At 69.9% G+C, this 17,248-nt stretch carries 13 protein-coding genes; 6 read left to right on the top strand and 7 right to left on the bottom strand.

What is annotated here, in order from left to right; all coding sequences use genetic code 11:
- Positions 1-32: 32 nt before the first annotated feature.
- The 3 genes from RN51_RS03750 to RN51_RS03740 are packed head-to-tail and all read left to right on the top strand — an operon-like array spanning position 33 to position 4,265.
- Complete coding sequence (locus tag RN51_RS03750) at positions 33-1,331, top strand: MFS transporter (protein WP_045262709.1); 1,299 nt, start codon at positions 33-35, stop codon at positions 1,329-1,331.
- Positions 1,328-3,031, top strand: coding sequence for a CocE/NonD family hydrolase (locus tag RN51_RS03745; protein WP_052674569.1), 1,704 nt, complete (start codon positions 1,328-1,330; stop codon positions 3,029-3,031). Before RN51_RS03750 ends, RN51_RS03745 begins: the two co-directional genes overlap by 4 nt.
- Before the next feature lie 4 nt (positions 3,032-3,035).
- A complete protein-coding gene (locus RN51_RS03740) occupies positions 3,036-4,265 on the top strand; it encodes an APC family permease (RefSeq protein ID WP_045262708.1) in 1,230 nt (409 codons plus the stop codon).
- 33 nt (positions 4,266-4,298) lie between these two features.
- On the opposite strand, the gene RN51_RS03735 is transcribed toward RN51_RS03740, so the two are convergent.
- Positions 4,299-5,090, bottom strand: a complete 792-nt coding sequence (locus RN51_RS03735) for a helix-turn-helix domain-containing protein (protein WP_045262707.1) — start codon at positions 5,088-5,090, stop codon at positions 4,299-4,301.
- A gap of 86 nt (positions 5,091-5,176) precedes the next feature.
- Between RN51_RS03735 and RN51_RS03730 the strand changes: the two genes are divergently transcribed.
- Complete coding sequence (locus tag RN51_RS03730; RefSeq protein WP_045262706.1) at positions 5,177-5,719, top strand: VOC family protein; 543 nt, start codon at positions 5,177-5,179, stop codon at positions 5,717-5,719.
- On the opposite strand, the gene RN51_RS03725 is transcribed toward RN51_RS03730, so the two are convergent.
- From RN51_RS03725 to nhaA, 4 genes are all read right to left on the bottom strand, one after another.
- A complete protein-coding gene (locus RN51_RS03725) occupies positions 5,688-6,509 on the bottom strand; it encodes an SGNH/GDSL hydrolase family protein (protein WP_331454178.1) in 822 nt (273 codons plus the stop codon). The genes RN51_RS03730 and RN51_RS03725 overlap by 32 nt on opposite strands.
- Before the next feature lie 88 nt (positions 6,510-6,597).
- On the bottom strand, positions 6,598-7,848 hold the full coding sequence (gene hisS / locus RN51_RS03720; protein ID WP_045262705.1) for a histidine--tRNA ligase: 1,251 nt from the start codon (positions 7,846-7,848) through the stop codon (positions 6,598-6,600).
- Between the two features lie 94 nt (positions 7,849-7,942).
- Positions 7,943-8,608 carry a MazG family protein gene (locus tag RN51_RS03715; protein WP_045262704.1) on the bottom strand — a complete coding sequence of 222 codons (666 nt, stop codon included), beginning with the start codon at positions 8,606-8,608 and terminating at the stop codon, positions 7,943-7,945.
- A gap of 12 nt (positions 8,609-8,620) precedes the next feature.
- Positions 8,621-9,781 (bottom strand): Na+/H+ antiporter NhaA, encoded by a 1,161-nt coding sequence (gene nhaA / locus RN51_RS03710; protein WP_045262703.1) that lies wholly within the window; start codon positions 9,779-9,781, stop codon positions 8,621-8,623.
- A gap of 118 nt (positions 9,782-9,899) precedes the next feature.
- Between nhaA and RN51_RS03705 the strand changes: the two genes are divergently transcribed.
- On the top strand, positions 9,900-12,593 hold the full coding sequence (locus RN51_RS03705; RefSeq protein ID WP_045262802.1) for a phosphoenolpyruvate carboxylase: 2,694 nt from the start codon (positions 9,900-9,902) through the stop codon (positions 12,591-12,593).
- Positions 12,594-12,727: 134 nt separating this feature from the next.
- Entirely contained in the window at positions 12,728-14,098 is a 1,371-nt protein-coding gene (gdhA, locus tag RN51_RS03700; RefSeq protein ID WP_045262702.1) for an NADP-specific glutamate dehydrogenase, read from the top strand.
- Positions 14,099-14,163: 65 nt separating this feature from the next.
- Here the strand turns inward: gdhA and RN51_RS03695 are convergent, their stop codons facing one another.
- Positions 14,164-15,606 carry an APC family permease gene (locus RN51_RS03695; RefSeq protein ID WP_231579204.1) on the bottom strand — a complete coding sequence of 481 codons (1,443 nt, stop codon included), beginning with the start codon at positions 15,604-15,606 and terminating at the stop codon, positions 14,164-14,166.
- Between the two features lie 159 nt (positions 15,607-15,765).
- Positions 15,766-17,248, bottom strand: a 1,483-nt coding sequence (locus tag RN51_RS03690) for an aminotransferase class III-fold pyridoxal phosphate-dependent enzyme (RefSeq protein ID WP_156149080.1), incomplete at its 5' end; no start/stop codon positions are given.

Raw genomic sequence — 17,248 nt, 5'->3', positions numbered from 1 at the left:
GTTCCCACCCCGACCGAGACCAGGAGACGAAGATGTCCACCCACGCCGTCGATCCCGTTTTCCCCGCAGATCCCGCTCCCCCGCTCACCGCCGACGCGATCCCCGGACAGCGCCAGACGCGCCTGTTCTGGATCACCTTCGTGCTCGCATGGCTGGGCTCCGGCATCGCCCAGGGCGTCGCCGGTGTCGCGATCCCGCAGCTGCTCAAGGAATGGGACCCCGACCAGGCGACGGGCGACCTCAGCGTCATCCTCACCCTCGGCGGCGCCGCCATCCTCCTCACGACGCCGATCTTCGGTCGGCTCAGCGACCGCTCGATGTCCCGCCTCGGCATTCGCCGTCCCTGGATCCTCTCCGGCGCGCTGATCGCCCTGATCGGCTACATGATCCAGGCGACCGCGCCGAACCTCCTCGTGCTCGGCGTCGGCACGATCCTGGTCCTCGTCGGCTGGGGCGCCGTGTCGATGACCGTCCACACTCTGTTCGCGGATCAGATCCGCCGCAGCATCCGCGCGATCATGTCCGCCGTCACCGGAGCAGCCACCGCCATCGGCATCCTCGGCGGGGTCTCGCTCGCGGGCATCGTCGCGCCCATGGGCCAGATCGGCATGTTCCTGATCCCCGGCGGCCTCTCCGTGGTGCTCGCGCTCTCCCTGTTCTTCACGCTCAAGGACATCCGGCGACTGCTGCCCGCCGAGCCGCTCGACTGGAGCGGGGTGCTCGCCACCTTCTGGTTGAGTCCGCGTCGCTACCCGGACTTCGCGTGGGCCTGGGTCTGCCGTTTCTTCATGACCGCCTCGATCGTCTCGGTCACGAGCTACCTCTACCTCACAATCTCCGGCCGCTTCGCCATCGACGACCCGACCGAGATCGCCGCCGTGCAGACCCAGGCCACGGCGGCCTTCACGCTGATGAACCTGGTCATGGCGTTCGTGTTCGGCGTGATCTCCGATCGCACGGGTCGCCGCAAGCCGAGCGTCATCATCGGCGCCCTCGCGAGCGCCGGGGGGCTCATCCTCGCGATCTCCTTCGGCGGCATCGCCTTCTTCCTCGTCGGCATCGCGATCGTCGGAGCGGGCCAGGGTGCCTACATCGCCGCCGATGTCGCGCTGATGACGGAGTGCCTCCCCTCGGTCGAAGACGCCGGCAAGGACCTCGGCATCGTGGCTCTCGCCTACCTGCTGCCCGGCATCCTCGTCCCCGTTTTCGGATTCTTCGCGACCCGCATAGGCTCGCCGACAGGTGAGAACTTCGCGGCCCTCTACATCGGCGCGGTCGTGATGGCCGTGATCGCCGCGTTCGCGGTCACCCGAGTGAAGGGCGTGCGATGACCGATGCTCCCCGCCTGGGCGCTGCCGCCCGACGCGAGTACCGGAAGCTCGCCCGCGCCGACGACATGCCGGAGAAGACACACCCGGACGTCGTCCGGGCGACGGGCATCCCGGTCCCGGCAGACGACGGCGCCGCACTCCTCACCGACCACTGGCACGCAGAAGGATCCGGTGGGGACACGATCCTGATCCGCACGCCCTACGGCCGCGACGGGATCGCCGGCGTCGCGCTCTTCCTGGCCGAGCGAGGACACCATGTGGTCGTGCAGAGCTGTCGCGGCACATTCGGCTCGGGCGGCGCGTTCGATCCGCTGCACGACGAGGTCGCCGACGGACAGGCGACGATGCGGTGGCTGCGCGCGCAGCCATGGGCGACCGGACGCGTGCACTCGTGGGGAGGGAGCTACTTCGGGGTGACCCAGTGGGCGTACTGCGACGGTGACGACCGCCCGGACGCGCTCGGCATAGCCATCTCCGCGCGGCGCTTCGACGATGCCATCCTCTACCCGGGCGGCGGATTCTCGATCGACACCCCGCTCACATGGGCTTACGCCCTCGACATCCAGGAGCGGTCGCTGCCGTCGAAGGCCTGGGCGCTGCTGCGTGCCCGGCGCGGATTCCGTCGCGGTTCGCTCGCCGTTCCACCGGCGGATGCCGTGCGCGTGGCCCGCGGCGCCGACCCGCAGTTCTTCCGCGACTGGGTCGAGCACAGCGATCAGGGGGACCCCTGGTGGGAGCCGATGCACTTCGCACAGGACGTCGACTCCGTCCCGCCCGTCACGCTCGTCGCCGGCTGGCAGGACCTGTTCCTGGTCGGTCAGCTCGACGACTACGCGGCCCTCCGCGATGCGGGTCGTCCGGTGCGCCTCATCGTCGGCGACTGGGTGCACGGGGCGCCCGACATCACCGTCATCGGCGTCCGCGAAGTGCTGCGTTCGTTCACCGGAACGGCACAGACGGAGGGCGTGCGCATCGATGTGACCGGTGGTGGCGGCTGGCGCGAGCTGGAGAGCTGGCCTCCGCCGCAGACGGCCATGGATCTGGAGCTCACCGGTGACGGACGCCTGGACGGTACCGGTGCGCCGAGCCCCGCCGCCGACCTCGCGTATCGCTACGATCCGACGGACCCGACCCCGGACGCGGGCGGCCGGACCCTCAATCCGTTCTCCGCCGGACGACGCCCCCAGCGCTCCCGCGAACGTCGGAGCGACGTGCTCGTCTTCACCGGAGACCCGCTTGCCGACGACCTCCTCGTCATGGGTACGCCCACGATCACGCTCTCCTTCGCCTCGTCGAACCCGCGCGCCGACCTGTTCGTGCGTCTGTGCGAAGTGGATGCGCGAGGTGCCTCGCGTGCGCTCACCGACGGGTACCGGCGCCTTCGGCCGCAGAAGATGCACACCGACGAGATGCACACCGACGAGATGGGCCGGATCCGGCTCGACCTCGCGCCTCTCGCCCACCGGTTCGCCGCGGGGTCGCGCGTGCGGGTGCAGGTCTCGTCGGGCGCGCACCCGCTGCACCTGCGCAACCCAGGAACCGACGATCCGGTGCGCGACCACTCGCAGCTCATCCCCAGCGATCAGACCGTGCGCGTGGGAGGCACCGCACGGTCGACTCTGACACTGCCGGCACAGGTCGTCGCTCCTGCCCGGTCGGATGCCCCGTCACCCGCCGTTCACCGTCGCGTGCCACGATGACAGGATGCCCCTCGCCCGTCGCCTGACCCTCGGAGACGCGGTCGCCATCGGCCTCGGCTCGATGATCGGTGCCGGTGTGTTCGCCGTGTGGGCCCCCGCGATCGGCGTCGCCGGCAGCGGCATCCTCATCGCCCTCGCGATCGCCGCGGTCGTCGCGTACGCCAACGCCACCTCATCGGCGCAGCTCGCCGCAGCCCACCCTGTTGCAGGTGGCACCTATGCGTACGCCCGCGCGGAGATCGGCCCCTGGTGGGGCTTCATCGCCGGATGGAGCTTCGTGATCGGCAAGATCGCGAGCTGTGCGGCGATGGCGATGACGTTCGCCGCCTACGCGGCACCGGCCGGGTGGCAGCTGCCCGTGGCGGTCGCAGCCGTCGTGCTGCTCGCCGTCGTGAACTGCTTCGGGGTGACGCGCACCGCCCTGGTCACCCGTGTGCTCGTGGTGTGCTCGCTGCTCGGTCTCGCGATCGTCGTGGGCTTCGGATTCGCTGCAGCTCCTGCGGCCACCCCGGTGCCCCTGCCCGATGCCACGGCCTACGGGGTGCTGCAGGGGGCCGGCCTGCTGTTCTTCGCGTTCGCCGGCTACGCGCGGATCGCGACCATGGGTGAGGAGGTCGTCGACCCTGGACGCACGATTCCCCGTGCCATCGTGCTGGCCCTGGGCGGCGCGGTCGCCGTGTACGTGCTGGTGGGGCTCGCCGTCGTCCTGGTGCTCGGCGCCGGGGTGATCGGCTCGACGGCCCCTCTGGTCGATCTGCTGGTGGCGGCCGGGGCATCGGCCTGGGCGCCCGTGATCCGCATCGCGGCAGCCGCCGCGTCCCTCGGCGCCCTGCTGGCTCTGCTCACCGGGATCGGTCGTACGACCCTGGCCATGGCTCGCGAGGGCGACGTCCCTCGATTCCTCGCGAAGATCGATCGGCGCCATCACGTTCCGCAGCGCGCGGAGATCGCCATCGCGCTCATCGTGGTCGCGATCGTCCTCATCGCCGACCTGCGCGGCGCCATCGGCTTCTCCTCGTTCGGCGTGCTGCTGTATTACCTGATCGCGAACGCCGCCGCGTTCCGTCAGACCGGTCCCGCGCGTCGGTACCCACGGGTGCTGCAGGTGCTCGGAGCGCTCGGCTGCCTGGTGCTGGTGAACACTCTTCCCGTGCTCGCCTCACTGATCGGCACGGGCGTCGTCCTCCTCGGGGTCGGATACCGGCTGCTGCGGCTGCGGCTCGAAAGAGCCTGAACCCGGCACAACCCTGACCTCGACGCGGCGGGGTCAGCCGCGCGCCTGGGAGCGGTACGTGCGCGGCGCGATGCCGAGCACCGCCTGGAAGTCGCGCGTGAGATGCGCGTGATCCGCGTAGCCGAGCTCGGCGGCGATCGAGGCCAGGTCGGTCTCCGGGTTCTCCCGCACCCACTGCGCCGCCTCCTGCAGCCGCCGACGTCGGATCATCGCAGCGGGTGAGAGCCCCACGTGACGGTGGGTCATCCGCTGCAGGGTGCGCACCGAGACGGCCAATCTCGTGGCGGCCTCCTCGGGGGTGAGCGCGGCGCCATCGCCCATCAGGACGTCCATGAACGCGTTGGCCTGGCGTGCCGGGTCGCCGATCTGCCCCGCACGATCTTCGAGCCACTGAGAGAACGCCTCGACCGCTCGCTCGCGTCGCCCCTCACCCGAGCTCATCGCCGACACGACGGCATCGCGCAGCGCGCCGGCACCGCTCCCCTCGTCGAGTTCGCGCTCGTCGTCGACCAGGGACGCCGGATCGTCGATCAGCGCGGCGACCGCTGCTGGACGCAGCAGCGCGCCGACGGCCCACCCGCGCCCCCGCAGATCGCGGTGCGACACCCGGGTGGTCGCGCCCGACAGCGTCACCGCATCCGCATCCACGACGAGGTTGAGCGCAGGATAGGCCACGATCTCCTGCCGTGAGGAGCGCCCCGGTCCGATGTCCCACTCCGGGATCCAGAACCACTCGACCAGTCCCGCGGCTGCGGACGGTGGCGGCAGCCGGTGGAACTGCGGAAGGCGGGCGGGGTAGAGCACCCCGCGGGTCGGGTTCACCATCGGCCCAGCGTAGGCCCCGGCTCCGACGTCAGAACCTGTCGCGGATCTTCAAGCGGCCGCCTCGCCTCCGGTCCTACCGTGGCGTCATGAGCACAGACGACACCACGACGCACACCCCCACGACCGGCGCGAACGGGACCTACACGACGAACGGCCGCCCGAACAGCGCCACCTCGCTCACCCCCTTCCTCGCCATCCCCGACGCGAAGCAGGCCATCGCTTTCTACCGCGACGTCTTCGGGGCCAGGGTCATCGACGTGACCGAGTTCGGCGGCGTCGTGGCGCACGCCGACCTCGACTTCGGCCTCGGGCTGCTCCAGCTCGGCGAGCCGAACCCGGAGTACCACCTCGTGCGCTCCCCCGACGGGGATGACGACTGCTACTCGATGGGCCTGTACGTGTCCGACGTGGATGCGGTCGTCGAGAAGGCGGTCGCGGCGGGAGCGACTGTGCGCGAAGCTCCTGCTCCCTTCGTCTCGGGTGATCGCTTCGCCAGCATCCGTGATCCGTTCGGGGTGCGGTGGTCGGTGATGACACGTGTCGAGGACATCTCCGACGAGGAGAGCAGCCGGCGGGTCGCGGAGTGGGCGGCGTCGTTCAGCGCGGCACCCGCAGACGAGTCACGCTGAGCGATCGCTCCGCCGCGCGGCACACCGCCGGAAGCAGCGCCTCGGCCGTGCGACGGTAGCCCAGGGCGCTCGGGTGGAAGCGGTCGAGGCTGAACATCGCCTCGGGCTCGTCGAAGAACATCGGCCCCACCGCGCGACGCAGATCGACCGGTTCGGCGCCGGCCTGGCGCGCGGTCTCCTCCTGGATCTCGGCCAGGCGTCGCGACAGACCGGAGGCGATCCGCCGGAGCGGCTGCGGCACGGCGCGGAGCGCACCCAGGTCGGGGCACGTGCCGACGACCACCTCGGCGCCCATGCCGCGCAACCTGCGGATCGCCTCGTGCAGATGCTGCGCGGACAACGCTGCTGGCAGCCTGTGCGTCACGTCGTTGCCCCCCACGATGATCACGGCGACGTGCGGACGGTATCCCTCGGCGAGCGCGTCGATCTGGCTCGGCAGGTCGGGAGACTCCGACCCGACGACGGCCGCCGTCCGCAGCCGCACCGGCCGCTGCAGTCGGCGTCCCGTCGCCTTCGCCAGACCACCACCGAGGGTCTCCTTGCGGTGCTCGGCGCCGAGCCCCGCCGCGATCGAGTCGCCGAGCACGAGCAGCTCGAGAGGCTCTCCGTCGAGCGACCGACGCCACACGCGATCCGCGTCGAGCGACTCCTCCCCCAGCGGCTTGCCGATCCGCCGACGGGCGAGCGCGGCCTGCTGCGCCAGCACGACACGGACGGCCCCGAGGACGACGGCCAGAGCGGCTCCCGCCAGGGCGATGCGGGCGAGGAACGAGATGCCGATGCGACTCACGCCACGATTGCACTCCGTCGGCGTGAACGCGGTGTGAACACCCGTCGGCCCGGCCGCTGTCCTCGACGGCGAGCCGGACGGACGGGGCTCAGGACAGGGGCTTGAGCTCCAGCTCGGCCGCACCGGCGGACACGGTCGCGAATGAGGTGTAACCGTCGGCCGCGGAACGTTCGAGCAGCGCCTTGACATTCTTGGTGCGGCGCTCGAGTCGGACCCTGGCGCCGTCCGCGATGAGTGCGGCCTTGTGCGTGACGAGCTCGTGCACTGGAACGTCGGCGTCGTGGATCAGTACGACCGCGTTCGTCGTGACGTCCGTCTCCTCGGCGATCAGGTCGACGAGGCGCTCGAATCCGAGCGAGAAGCCCACCGCGGGCACCTGCTGCCCGAGGAAGCGGCCGATCATGCCGTCGTAGCGACCGCCGCCGCCGAGGGAGTAGCTGACCGAAGGGTGCGCGAGCTCGAAGATCGTGCCCGTGTAGTAGCCCATGCCGCGCACGAGGAACGGGTCGAAGACGAGCGGGATGTCGGCTTGCCCCCGCCCCGCGGCCACGGCCTCACCGATGCCGACCAAGTGCTCGACGAGCTCGGCGGGAGCGCCGTCGGGCAGCGCCTTGCGGATCTGCCGCTCGCCGAAGGGGTTGTACTCCAGAGTCTGCGGGCGGCGGAGGAACGCGTCGAACGCGTCGGCGGCTGCGATCGATGCGCTGCGCTCACGGAGCTCGGTCGCCACTCCCTCCGGGCCGATCTTGTCGAGCTTGTCGATCGTGATGAGCACACCGGGACGTTCCTCGGCCGTGAACCCGAAGCTGTCGAGCATCCACTCCAGCACCCGGCGGTCGTTGATGCGCACGGTCGCCCCGTCGAGGCCGAGCGCGTCGACGGCGTCGAGCGAGGCGACCATCAGCTCGGCTTCGGCGCGAGCGGAGTCGTCGCCCATGATGTCGATGTCGCACTGCACGAACTGGCGGTAGCGCCCCTTCTGCGGGCGCTCCGCACGCCAGACCGGACCGATCTGGATCGACCGGAAGACGGTCGGCAACTGGCCGCGGTTGCTCGCGTAGAAGCGCGCGAGCGGCACGGTCAGGTCGTAGCGGAGGCCGAGGTCGGAGAGCGCGGCAGGGTCGTCGGCGGCGGCGCGGATCGCGTCGGCATCCAGGCCACGACGCAGGATGTTGTACGAGAGCTTCTCGTTGTCGCCGCCGATGCCGGCATGCAGACGGTCGTACTCCTCGACGACGGGCGTCTCGATCTCGTCGAATCCATGCGCCAGGTAGCGCTCGCGGATCACGGAGAGCACACGCTCACGGCGGGCCTTGTCGGCGGGGAGGATGTCGCGCATGCCGCGCGGCGGGTTCACGGTAGCCACGGTTCCATCATTCCAGGTCTGCCGGTTGCGTCGAGCCGGGTCGGTCGTGCCGAAGCGCCGACCGGGGTCAGCGTGCCGCTTCAGCGGCGCGCACCTCGTCTTCCAGCACACGCAGCCGCTCGCGGAGCGCCCGCTCGGCGTCCCACCCCTCGTCGCGGGCGGTCGCCACCAGTGCCAGGAGCGCGTCGCCGAGCTCTGACTCGGACGCGGGGGCGGCAGCGGGCGCGACCGGCTCGACCGCCACCCCTGCGCCGGACGCGCGACCGGCGATCTTCTGCGCGAGCGCGAGCGCCGGCATCCCGCGCGGCACTCCGTCGAGCACGCTGCGGCGGGTGCGCTTCTCGGCGGCCTTCGCGGCGTTCCAGTGCACCAGCACCTGCTCAGGAGTGTCTGCCACCTCGCCGGCGAACACATGCGGGTGCCGACGCACCATCTTCTCCGTGAGAGTCTGCGCCACATCGTCGATGTCGAACGGATCATCCGGGTCCTGCGCGGCGATCGCCGCGTGGAACAGCACCTGCCAGAGCAGATCCCCCAGTTCCTCACGAAGGTCGTCGCGGCTTCCCGCCTCGACCGCGTCGATCACCTCATGCGACTCCTCGATCAGGTAGGGCACGAGATCGCGATGCGTGATCTGCTGCGACCACACGCAGCGCTCCCTGACCACTCGCATCGTCTCGGCGGCCCGTCGCAGCGCGTCGTCCTGCGGCCGGGCCTCGGACTCATCGCTCATGGTTCCTCCTCCTCATGACGCGAGCCGGCGGTACCAGCGCGCACGCAGCGACACGATGATCCCCGACAGCACCAGCGCGATCAGCGAACCCACCAGCACACCCAGGATCGCCTGATCCCTGATGCCGCCGTCCTCCGCGAAGGCGAGGTTCGCCAACAACAGGGACACCGTGAATCCGATCCCGCCGAGAGCGCCGGCAGAGAGGATGTCGGCGAACGGCAGCGCCGGATCGGATCCCTTCGGGCGGATGCGCATCGCGAGCCAGCCGAACAGCGAGATGCCGATGATCTTGCCCACCGGCAGCGCGACCACGATCGCCCAGAACGCCGGGGACAGCTGGGTGATCGAGACGGCGGGGATCACGACGAACGCGGCGACGAAGGCGAACAGCGGCAGGATCGCCCCGTTCACGGTCGGCTCGAGCGCGTGTCGCGTGCGCTCTGCGGGGACGGGTGCCATCACGAGTCCGAGCAGCACGCCGGCGATCGTCGCGTGGATGCCGGAGGAGGCGACCAGGCCCCAGGTGATCACGCCGACCAGGACCATGGCGACGGCGATCAGCGGGTGGCCCTTCGCGTGCAGGAGTCGGCTCAGCGCCCAGAACACCGCAACGCCCACGACCGCGAGCCCGAACAGCAGCCACTGCACGTCGACGGCGAAGAGCACGGCGATGAAGATGATCCCGATGATGTCGTCGAGGATCGCCAGCGCGAGCAGGAAGACGCGTACCCGGGAGGGCAGTCCCTTGCCGAACATCGCCAGGACCCCGAGCGCGAAGGCGATGTCGGTCGCGGTCGGGATGGGCCAGCCGGGTGCCGTGACGCCGTCTCCGCCGGCGATGAGGAGGTAGACCGCGATGGGGACGAGGACTCCTCCGGTGGCGGCGATGGCGGGCTGCACGGCTTTGCGCGGGGAGTCGAGCTCGCCGTGGGTCAGCTCGTGGCGCAGCTCGATGGCCACGACGAGGAAGAACACCGCCAGGAGGCCGTCCGATACCCAGTGCGCGATCGACAGGTCGAGGGCGGTGCCGGGCACGGCGATGTGGAGGTCGAGGAAGGCGGCGAGCGCATCGTGCGTCGGGAGGTTGGCGAGCAGCAGGCCGAGCCCGGCCGCGAGAAGGAGGAGGACGGCGGGGAACTGCTGTCCGCGGAGGGGGTTCGCTGAGATGCGCATCCCGTCCATCGTAGGTCGCGCACGTGCCGGACAGCCTTGGACGGCGCAGCGACGGTGCGTGACGGAGTGCTTCGTCATGCGTGCGGGCGACCCCTCGCACGCGGGATACTCTCGAGGGGTGACCCCCGCACACTCCTTCTCCGAACCCACGAACACCGAGGCCATCCGCGTGATCGGCCGATTCGAGGCAGGCCAGGGCATCCCCGATGCCATGCGCACCGATGTCCGCATGCTGGGCCAGCTGCTCGGGCAGGTGCTGCGCGAGGCCGGTGGCGACGACCTGTTCGACGACGTCGAGCGTCTGCGCCTCGCCACGATCCAGGCCTATGAGGATGAGACCTCGGATGCGTTCGAGCGCGCCGCGGCCATCGCCGAGTCGTTCACGGTCGCCCGTGCCGATGAGGTCGCCCGTGCCTTCACCTGCTACTTCCACCTCGTGAACCTCGCCGAGGAGCACCAGCGCGTGCGCGTGCTGCGTGAGCGTGCCGGACAGCCGGGGCGCGAGGATGCCGCCGACACCGTCGCGACCGCCTACGCGCGCCTGCGCACCGAGGTGGGCGACGACGAGGCTCGGCGGCGACTGGAAGGACTCCGCTTCCACCCGGTCTTCACCGCGCACCCGACCGAGGCCCGCCGCCGCGCGGTGTCGTCGAGCATTCGGCGCCTGTCCGACCTGCTCACACAGCACGATGCGGCGAGCGAAGGCGGTTCGGAGGAGCACCGTGCCCGTCGGCGGATGCTGGAGGAGATCGACACGCTCTGGCGCACGGCCCCGCTGCGTTCGCAGAAGCCGACTCCGACCGATGAGGTGCGCACCGTGATGGGCGTCTTCGACGAGACGCTCTTCACGACCGTGCCGCACGTGTACCGCCGCATCGACGACGCCCTCCGCGGAGAGGACTCCGGTTCCAGCGCCCCGGTCGTTCCCGCGTTCGTGCGCATCGGCTCGTGGGTGGGCGGTGACCGCGACGGCAACCCGTTCGTCACGGCGTCCGTCACGCGTGAGGCCTCGCAGATCGCCGCGGATCATGTGCTCCGTGGTCTGGAGCGTGCCCTGGAGCGCATCGGGCGCACCCTCACGCTCGCCGCCGACGACACCCCGCCCAGTGCGGAGGTCACCGCGCTGTGGGAACGCTTCGCCGAGACGGAGCCCCAACTGGCGGCCGAACTCGCCACCCGCTCCCCCGACGAACCGCACCGTCGCGTGCTGCTGGTGCTCGCACGCCGCGTCGCCGACACGCGCCGCGGAGATGACGGACAGCCCTACTCGCGCCCTGAGGAGCTGCTCGCCGATCTGCGGGCGGTGCAGGCGTCGCTCGCGGATGCCGGTGCGAAGCGCCACGCATTCGGAGGTGTGCAGCACCTGATCTGGCAGGTCGAGACCTATGGCTTCCACCTGACCGAGCTCGAGGTGCGTCAGCACTCCCAGGTGCACGCGAAGGCTCTCGCGGAGCTCGATGCGGGCAACGCAGTCAGCGCACAGACCGAAGAGGTGCTCGACGTGTTCCGCGCGATCGCGGACATCCAGCGCGACCGAGGCCTGCGTGCCGCAGGGCGGTACGTGGTCTCGTTCACCCAGGCGGCCTCCGACCTCGCGAATGTGCACCGCCTCGCCCGGTACGCGCTGGGCGACGACGCGCCGGTGCTCGACGTCGTACCGCTGTTCGAGACCTTCGCCGACCTGCAAGCCGCCCCCGGCATCCTGGCCGAGGCCGTGACCTTCCCGGAGTTCCGCGAGCGCATGGCCGCGACCGGCAACCGGCTCGAGGTCATGCTCGGCTACTCGGACTCGTCGAAGGACGTGGGGCCCGTGGCCGCGAACCTGGCGCTGTACGAGGCGCAGGAGAAGATCGCCCGCTGGGCGCAGGACAACGACATCGAGCTGACGCTCTTCCACGGTCGTGGCGGGGCGCTCGGTCGCGGTGGCGGCCCGGCCAACTCGGCCATCCTGGCGCAGCCCCCGCACTCGGTCGACGGCCGGTTCAAGCTCACGGAGCAGGGCGAGGTCATCTTCGCGCGCTACGGCGAGCCCGCGATCGCGATGCGGCACATCGACCAGGTCGCCGCGGCCACCCTGCTGGCATCGTCCCCCACCGAGGAGGAGCGCACCAGTCGTGCGGCCGAGCGCTATGCCGAGGTCGCCTCGACCATGGATGCCGCCTCTCGTGAGCGCTTCTTCTCGCTGGTCAAGGCGGAGGGTTTCGCGTCGTGGTTCGCCACCGTGACCCCCATGGAGGAGATCGGTCTGCTCGCGCTCGGCTCCCGCCCCGCACGCCGCGGGTTGTCGGTCGAGTCGCTCGAAGACCTCCGAGCCATCCCGTGGGTGTTCGCATGGACGCAGGCCAGGATCAACCTCGCCGGCTGGTTCGGCCTCGGCTCTGCCCTGGAGGCCGTGGGCGATGAAGAGCTTCTCGTCGAGGCATACCGTGAATGGCCGCTGCTGCGCACCATGATCGACAACGTCGCGATGAGTCTCGCCAAGACCGACGAGCGCATCGCCCGCCAGTACCTCGCCTTGGGCGACCGTGACGACCTGGCCCAGCTGGTGCTGGACGAGCTCGCCCTCACGCGACGTTGGGTCGTCCGTCTCACGGGCGGCACCGGTCTGCTCGAGAACAAGCCGGTGCTGCAGCGTGCCGTGCAGCTGCGCAGCCCCTACGTCGACGCGCTGTCCCTCCTGCAGCTGCGAGCCCTCCGCGCGCTGCGTTCCGCAGATCACGGCCCGACCGGCTCCGGAGCCGATGAGGAGCAGCAGCGGCTGCTGCTCCTCTCCGTCAGCGGTGTCGCCGCCGGCCTGCAGAACACGGGGTGACCCCGAGCCCTCCCGACGGGTGCACGGAGGCCGCTGTCGCCGACGCTAGAGTGAAACCTCCGCCTCACCCGGCCCTGCTTTCGCGTGCGACACGATCGCCCGCACCCCCATCCCCCACCAGAAAGCCCTCCCGCGTGACCGCTACGTCTTCCGCCGACTTCCATCCGCTCGCCGACTCCGTGCAGCCCGTCTTCGACACGGTGCTCACGCGCAGCCCGCACGAGCCGGAGTTCCACCAGGCCGTCCACGAGGTGCTGCACTCGATCGCACCCGTGCTGGAGCGCCACCCGGAGTACGTCGACGGCGGGATCCTCGAGCGTCTCGTCGAGCCCGAACGCCAGATCCTCTTCCGCGTGCCGTGGATCGACGATGCCGGGAAGCTCAACGTCAACCGCGGCTACCGCATCCAGTTCTCCTCCGTGCTCGGGCCGTATAAGGGTGGGCTGCGGTTCCACCCCTCGGTGAACCTGTCGATCATCAAGTTCCTCGGCTTCGAGCAGATCTTCAAGAACGCGCTCACCGGCCAGGGCATCGGCGGCGGCAAGGGCGGCTCGGACTTCGACCCGCACGGCAAGTCCGACGCCGAGGTCATGCGGTTCTGCCAGTCGTTCATGAACGAGCTCTACCGGCACCTCGGCGAGCACACCGACGTCCCCGCGGGTGACATCGGCGTCGGCGGCCGCGAGATCGGCTACCTCTTCGGCCAGTACCGCAAGGTCACCAACCGCCACGAGTCCGGCATGTTCACCGGCAAGGGCACCGGCTGGGGAGGCGCAGAGGTGCGCACCGAGGCCACCGGCTACGGCGCGGTGTTCTTCGCGCAGGAGATGCTCGGCGTGCACGGCGACTCCCTCGACGGCAAGCGCGTCGGCATCTCGGGCTCCGGCAACGTGGCGATCTACGCAATCCAGAAGGCCGCCCAGCTCGGCGCGACCGCGGTCACGGCGTCCGACTCCTCCGGCTACGTCGTCGACGACGAGGGCATCGACCTCGACCTGCTGCGCCAGATCAAAGAGGTCGAGCGCGCCCGCATCGTCGAGTACGCGAACCGGCGCCCGAGCGCCCGTTTCGTGGAAGGCGGCAGCGTGTGGGAGGTGCCGGTCGACATCGCGGTGCCGTCCGCCACGCAGAACGAGGTGAGCCTCGCCGACGCGGAGGCCCTGATCGCCAACGGCGTGCGCGCCGTGTCCGAAGGCGCGAACATGCCGTGTGTGCCCGAGGCCGTCGAGGCCTTCCAGAAGGCGGGCGTGCTGTTCGCCCCTGGCAAGGCCGCGAACGCCGGCGGTGTCGCCACCTCCGCGCTGGAGATGAGCCAGAACGCCTCGCGTCAGCGCTGGAGCTTCGGCGACAGCGAGAACAAGCTGCGCGAGATCATGGCCGACATCCACGGGGCCGCCTTCGATGCCGCCGAGCGTCACGGCGTCCCCGGCGACTACGTGGCCGGAGCCAACATCGCCGGCTTCGAGCGCGTCGCCGCGGCGATGCTGGCGCAGGGCGTCATCTGATCCGCCATTGACTCACGAGACGAGCCGCCTCCTTTCCGGGAGGCGGCTCTTCTCGTGGGTACTGGTCAGCTCTCGTCGGCCGGCACCGTGGCGGCAGGCTCCTTGACGACCTTGTTGTATCCGGTCACCGCCTGGTTCTCATCGAACGCGACGACCTTCTTGCGGAAGCCCTTGGTGATGATCGCGAGGTAGACCACCCCGATCGCGGTCCACACCAGGCCACCGCGCAGCGCGTCCTCGTGCAGGTTCGCCCACAGCAGGCCTGTCAGCAGCATGCCGATGCCCGGCATCACGATGAAGCTGAAGATGTCGCCCGGAGTCTTGCGGCGACCCTGGCGGATCGCGAACCAGGCGATCACCGAGATGTTGACGAACGTGAAGGCGATCAGCGCGCCGAAGTTGATCCACGCGGCGATCAGCTCGAGCGTGAAGGGGATCGCGAGCAGCGAGATGGCACCCACCAGCACGATGTTGAACGTCGGAGTGTGGGTGCGGGGGTTGATGTAGCCGAACGCCCGCTGCGGCAGCACGTTGTTGCGGCCCATCACCAGCAGCATGCGCGACACCGATGCGTGCGAGGCGAGACCGGAGGCCAGGGTCGCGCAGAAGCCGGCAGCGGTCAGCACGGCCATGAGCACGGGCCCGCCGACCAGGTTGCCGATGACCGGCAGCGTCGAGTCCTCGACGAACTGCATGTCGCCGCCGGGCGCGAACTCGTTCCAGTCGGGGAAACGCAGCTGCGTCAGGTAGCCCGAGATCAGGAAGATCGCCCCGCCCAGCAGCACCGTCAGCAGGATCGCCTTCGGCATGATCTTCGGGTCCTTCGCCTCCTCCGCGTACATCGTGACGGCGTCGAAGCCGATGAACGAGAAGCACACGATCGTCGCGCCCATCAGCACGGCACCCATCGTGGCGCCGTCGTGGAAGAACGGCGTCATGGATGCGACCGTCCCTGCGCCGTCTCCGCGGACCAGCTGCGCGACGACCATCACCACGAACACGGCCATCACCACGATCGAGAACACCAGCAGGATCATGTTCATGTTCGAGGTGCCGCGCATCGTGAGGTAGATGATGCTCGTGACGAGGATGCAGTACAGCACGACCCAGATCCAGCCGGGGATGTCGGGGAACAGTGCCTCGAGATAGCTGCGGATGATCAGACAGTTCACCATCGGCAGCAGCACGTAGTCGATGAGCGACGTCCAGCCGACCATGAATCCGAGGTTCGGGTGGATCGACTCGCGCACGTAGGTGTACGCGGATCCGGCGCTCGGGATCGCGCTGGAGATCTTGCCGTAGCTGATCGCGGTGAAGACCATGACGACCAGTGCGACGAGGTAGGCCGCGGGGACGACGTTGTCGGTGTCACGGGCGACCATGCCGAAGGTGTCGAACACGACGGTCGGCGTCATGTATCCGAGGCCGAGGCCGACGATCGCCCACAGCCCCAGATTCCTCTTCAGCGTCCCTCCGCCTTGCGCGAGCGGCTTCGTCTTCGTGGCCATGGGTACTCCTCGGGGGACAGCGCATGGGTCGGACTTCGGGTCGTCCGACGCTGAGGAACAGTATGGACCGGAGGGAATCATCAGCGCTACGGCGAATTCGGTTCGAAATGCGCTTTTAACAATCGGACCGACGGCGAGATTCGAAGGTCCGCCCCGTTGTCACCATCCTTCGGCGAGCACCCGGTCCAGCATCGCGACGACATGATCGGCGCTCTCCGCGGTGAGGCACAGCGGCGGCTTGATCTTCAGGACGTTGGACCTCTCCGAGGTGGTCAGCACGATCACGCCGAGCTCGCGCATCCGTTCGCAGATCGCCGCGGCCTCGGCGGCAGCGGACTCCATCGTGTCGCGGTCTCGCACGAGCTCGACGCCGAGGTACAGGCCCTCCCCGTGCACGACGGCCACCAGCGGATGGCGGTCCACCAGGCTGCGGAGTCCCCCGGCGAGGCGGGCGCCGATCACGGCCGCGTTGCGCTGCAGGTCGTCCTCGACCATGGCGTCGAGCACCGCGAGCCCGACGCGGCAGCTGAGCGAGCTCCCGCCTGCGGACGAGAAGAACTGCCCCTGCGTCGACAGCGCGTCGGCGATGCGCCTCGAGGTGATCACACCGCCGATCGGGTAGCCGTTGCCCATGGGCTTCGCGATCGTGACGATGTCGGGCACGACACCCGCGAGCTCGAATCCCCAGAAGGCGGACCCCATCCGCCCGAAGCCGACCTGCACCTCGTCGGCGATGCACAGCCCGCCCGCCGCCCTGACCTGCGCATAGGCGCCGGCCAGGTAGCCCTCGGGGAGCACCACACCGCCCGCGTTGCCGAGGATCGACTCGCACAGGAACGCCGCGACCTCCCGCCCCTCGCTCTGCAGCCGGTCGAGATCGGTCCCGAGGTCGGCGAGGTAGTCGCCCGTGACATCCGCACCTCGATACGTGCCGCGGAAGCGGTTGGGCACATCGGCGACGTGCACCCAGTCGGGCCGTGTCTCGAGGGCGGAGGGGTTGTCGTAGGCGCTGGTCGTGACCGCATCACTCGCCGCGGTCCAGCCGTGGTAGGCCTCACGCAGCGCGACCACCGTACGACGCGCGGTGGCGGCCTGGGCCAGGCGGATCGCGAGATCGACCGCTTCCGAGCCGCTGTTGACCAGCAGCACGGTGTCGAGTCCGCTGCCTTCCGGCATCAGGGCGAGCAGCCGTTCGCTGTACTCCGCGAGATCGCGGAACAGGAAACGCGAGTTCGTGGCCAGCGTGCGCAGCTGGCGGTCGGCTGCCTCCGCGACCTTCGGATGCGCGTGACCGAGACCGGCGACGTTGTTCACCATGTCGATGTAGGTGCGCCCTGTCGTATCGATCAGATGGTGCCGCCATCCGCGTTCGATCTGCGGAGGACGCTCGTAGTAGCGCTCCTGCGCGGAGGCGAAGATCCGCTCGCGTCGCCGCAGCTCCGTGGCCGCGTCATCGCGCTGCGCGAAGGACGGCAAGCCGAGCAGCGGTGCGGGATCGGCGGTGAGACGGCTCCACGCCGGGACGCGCTCGGGCGCGACGAGCAGCGCACCGTCCGCCTGGCGTTCGGGAGCGTCGTCGCGGTGGATGCCGACGGTCAGGCGTCGCGGTTCGAAGGCCGCGGCGAGCCAGCCCACGGTCTCA

It is taken from the genome of Microbacterium oxydans (assembly GCF_000956405.1).
GTDB classification, from domain to species: domain Bacteria; phylum Actinomycetota; class Actinomycetes; order Actinomycetales; family Microbacteriaceae; genus Microbacterium; species Microbacterium oxydans_C.
Note: the sequence above shows the minus strand (reverse complement) of the source record. Positions and strands in the feature narration are given on the sequence as shown.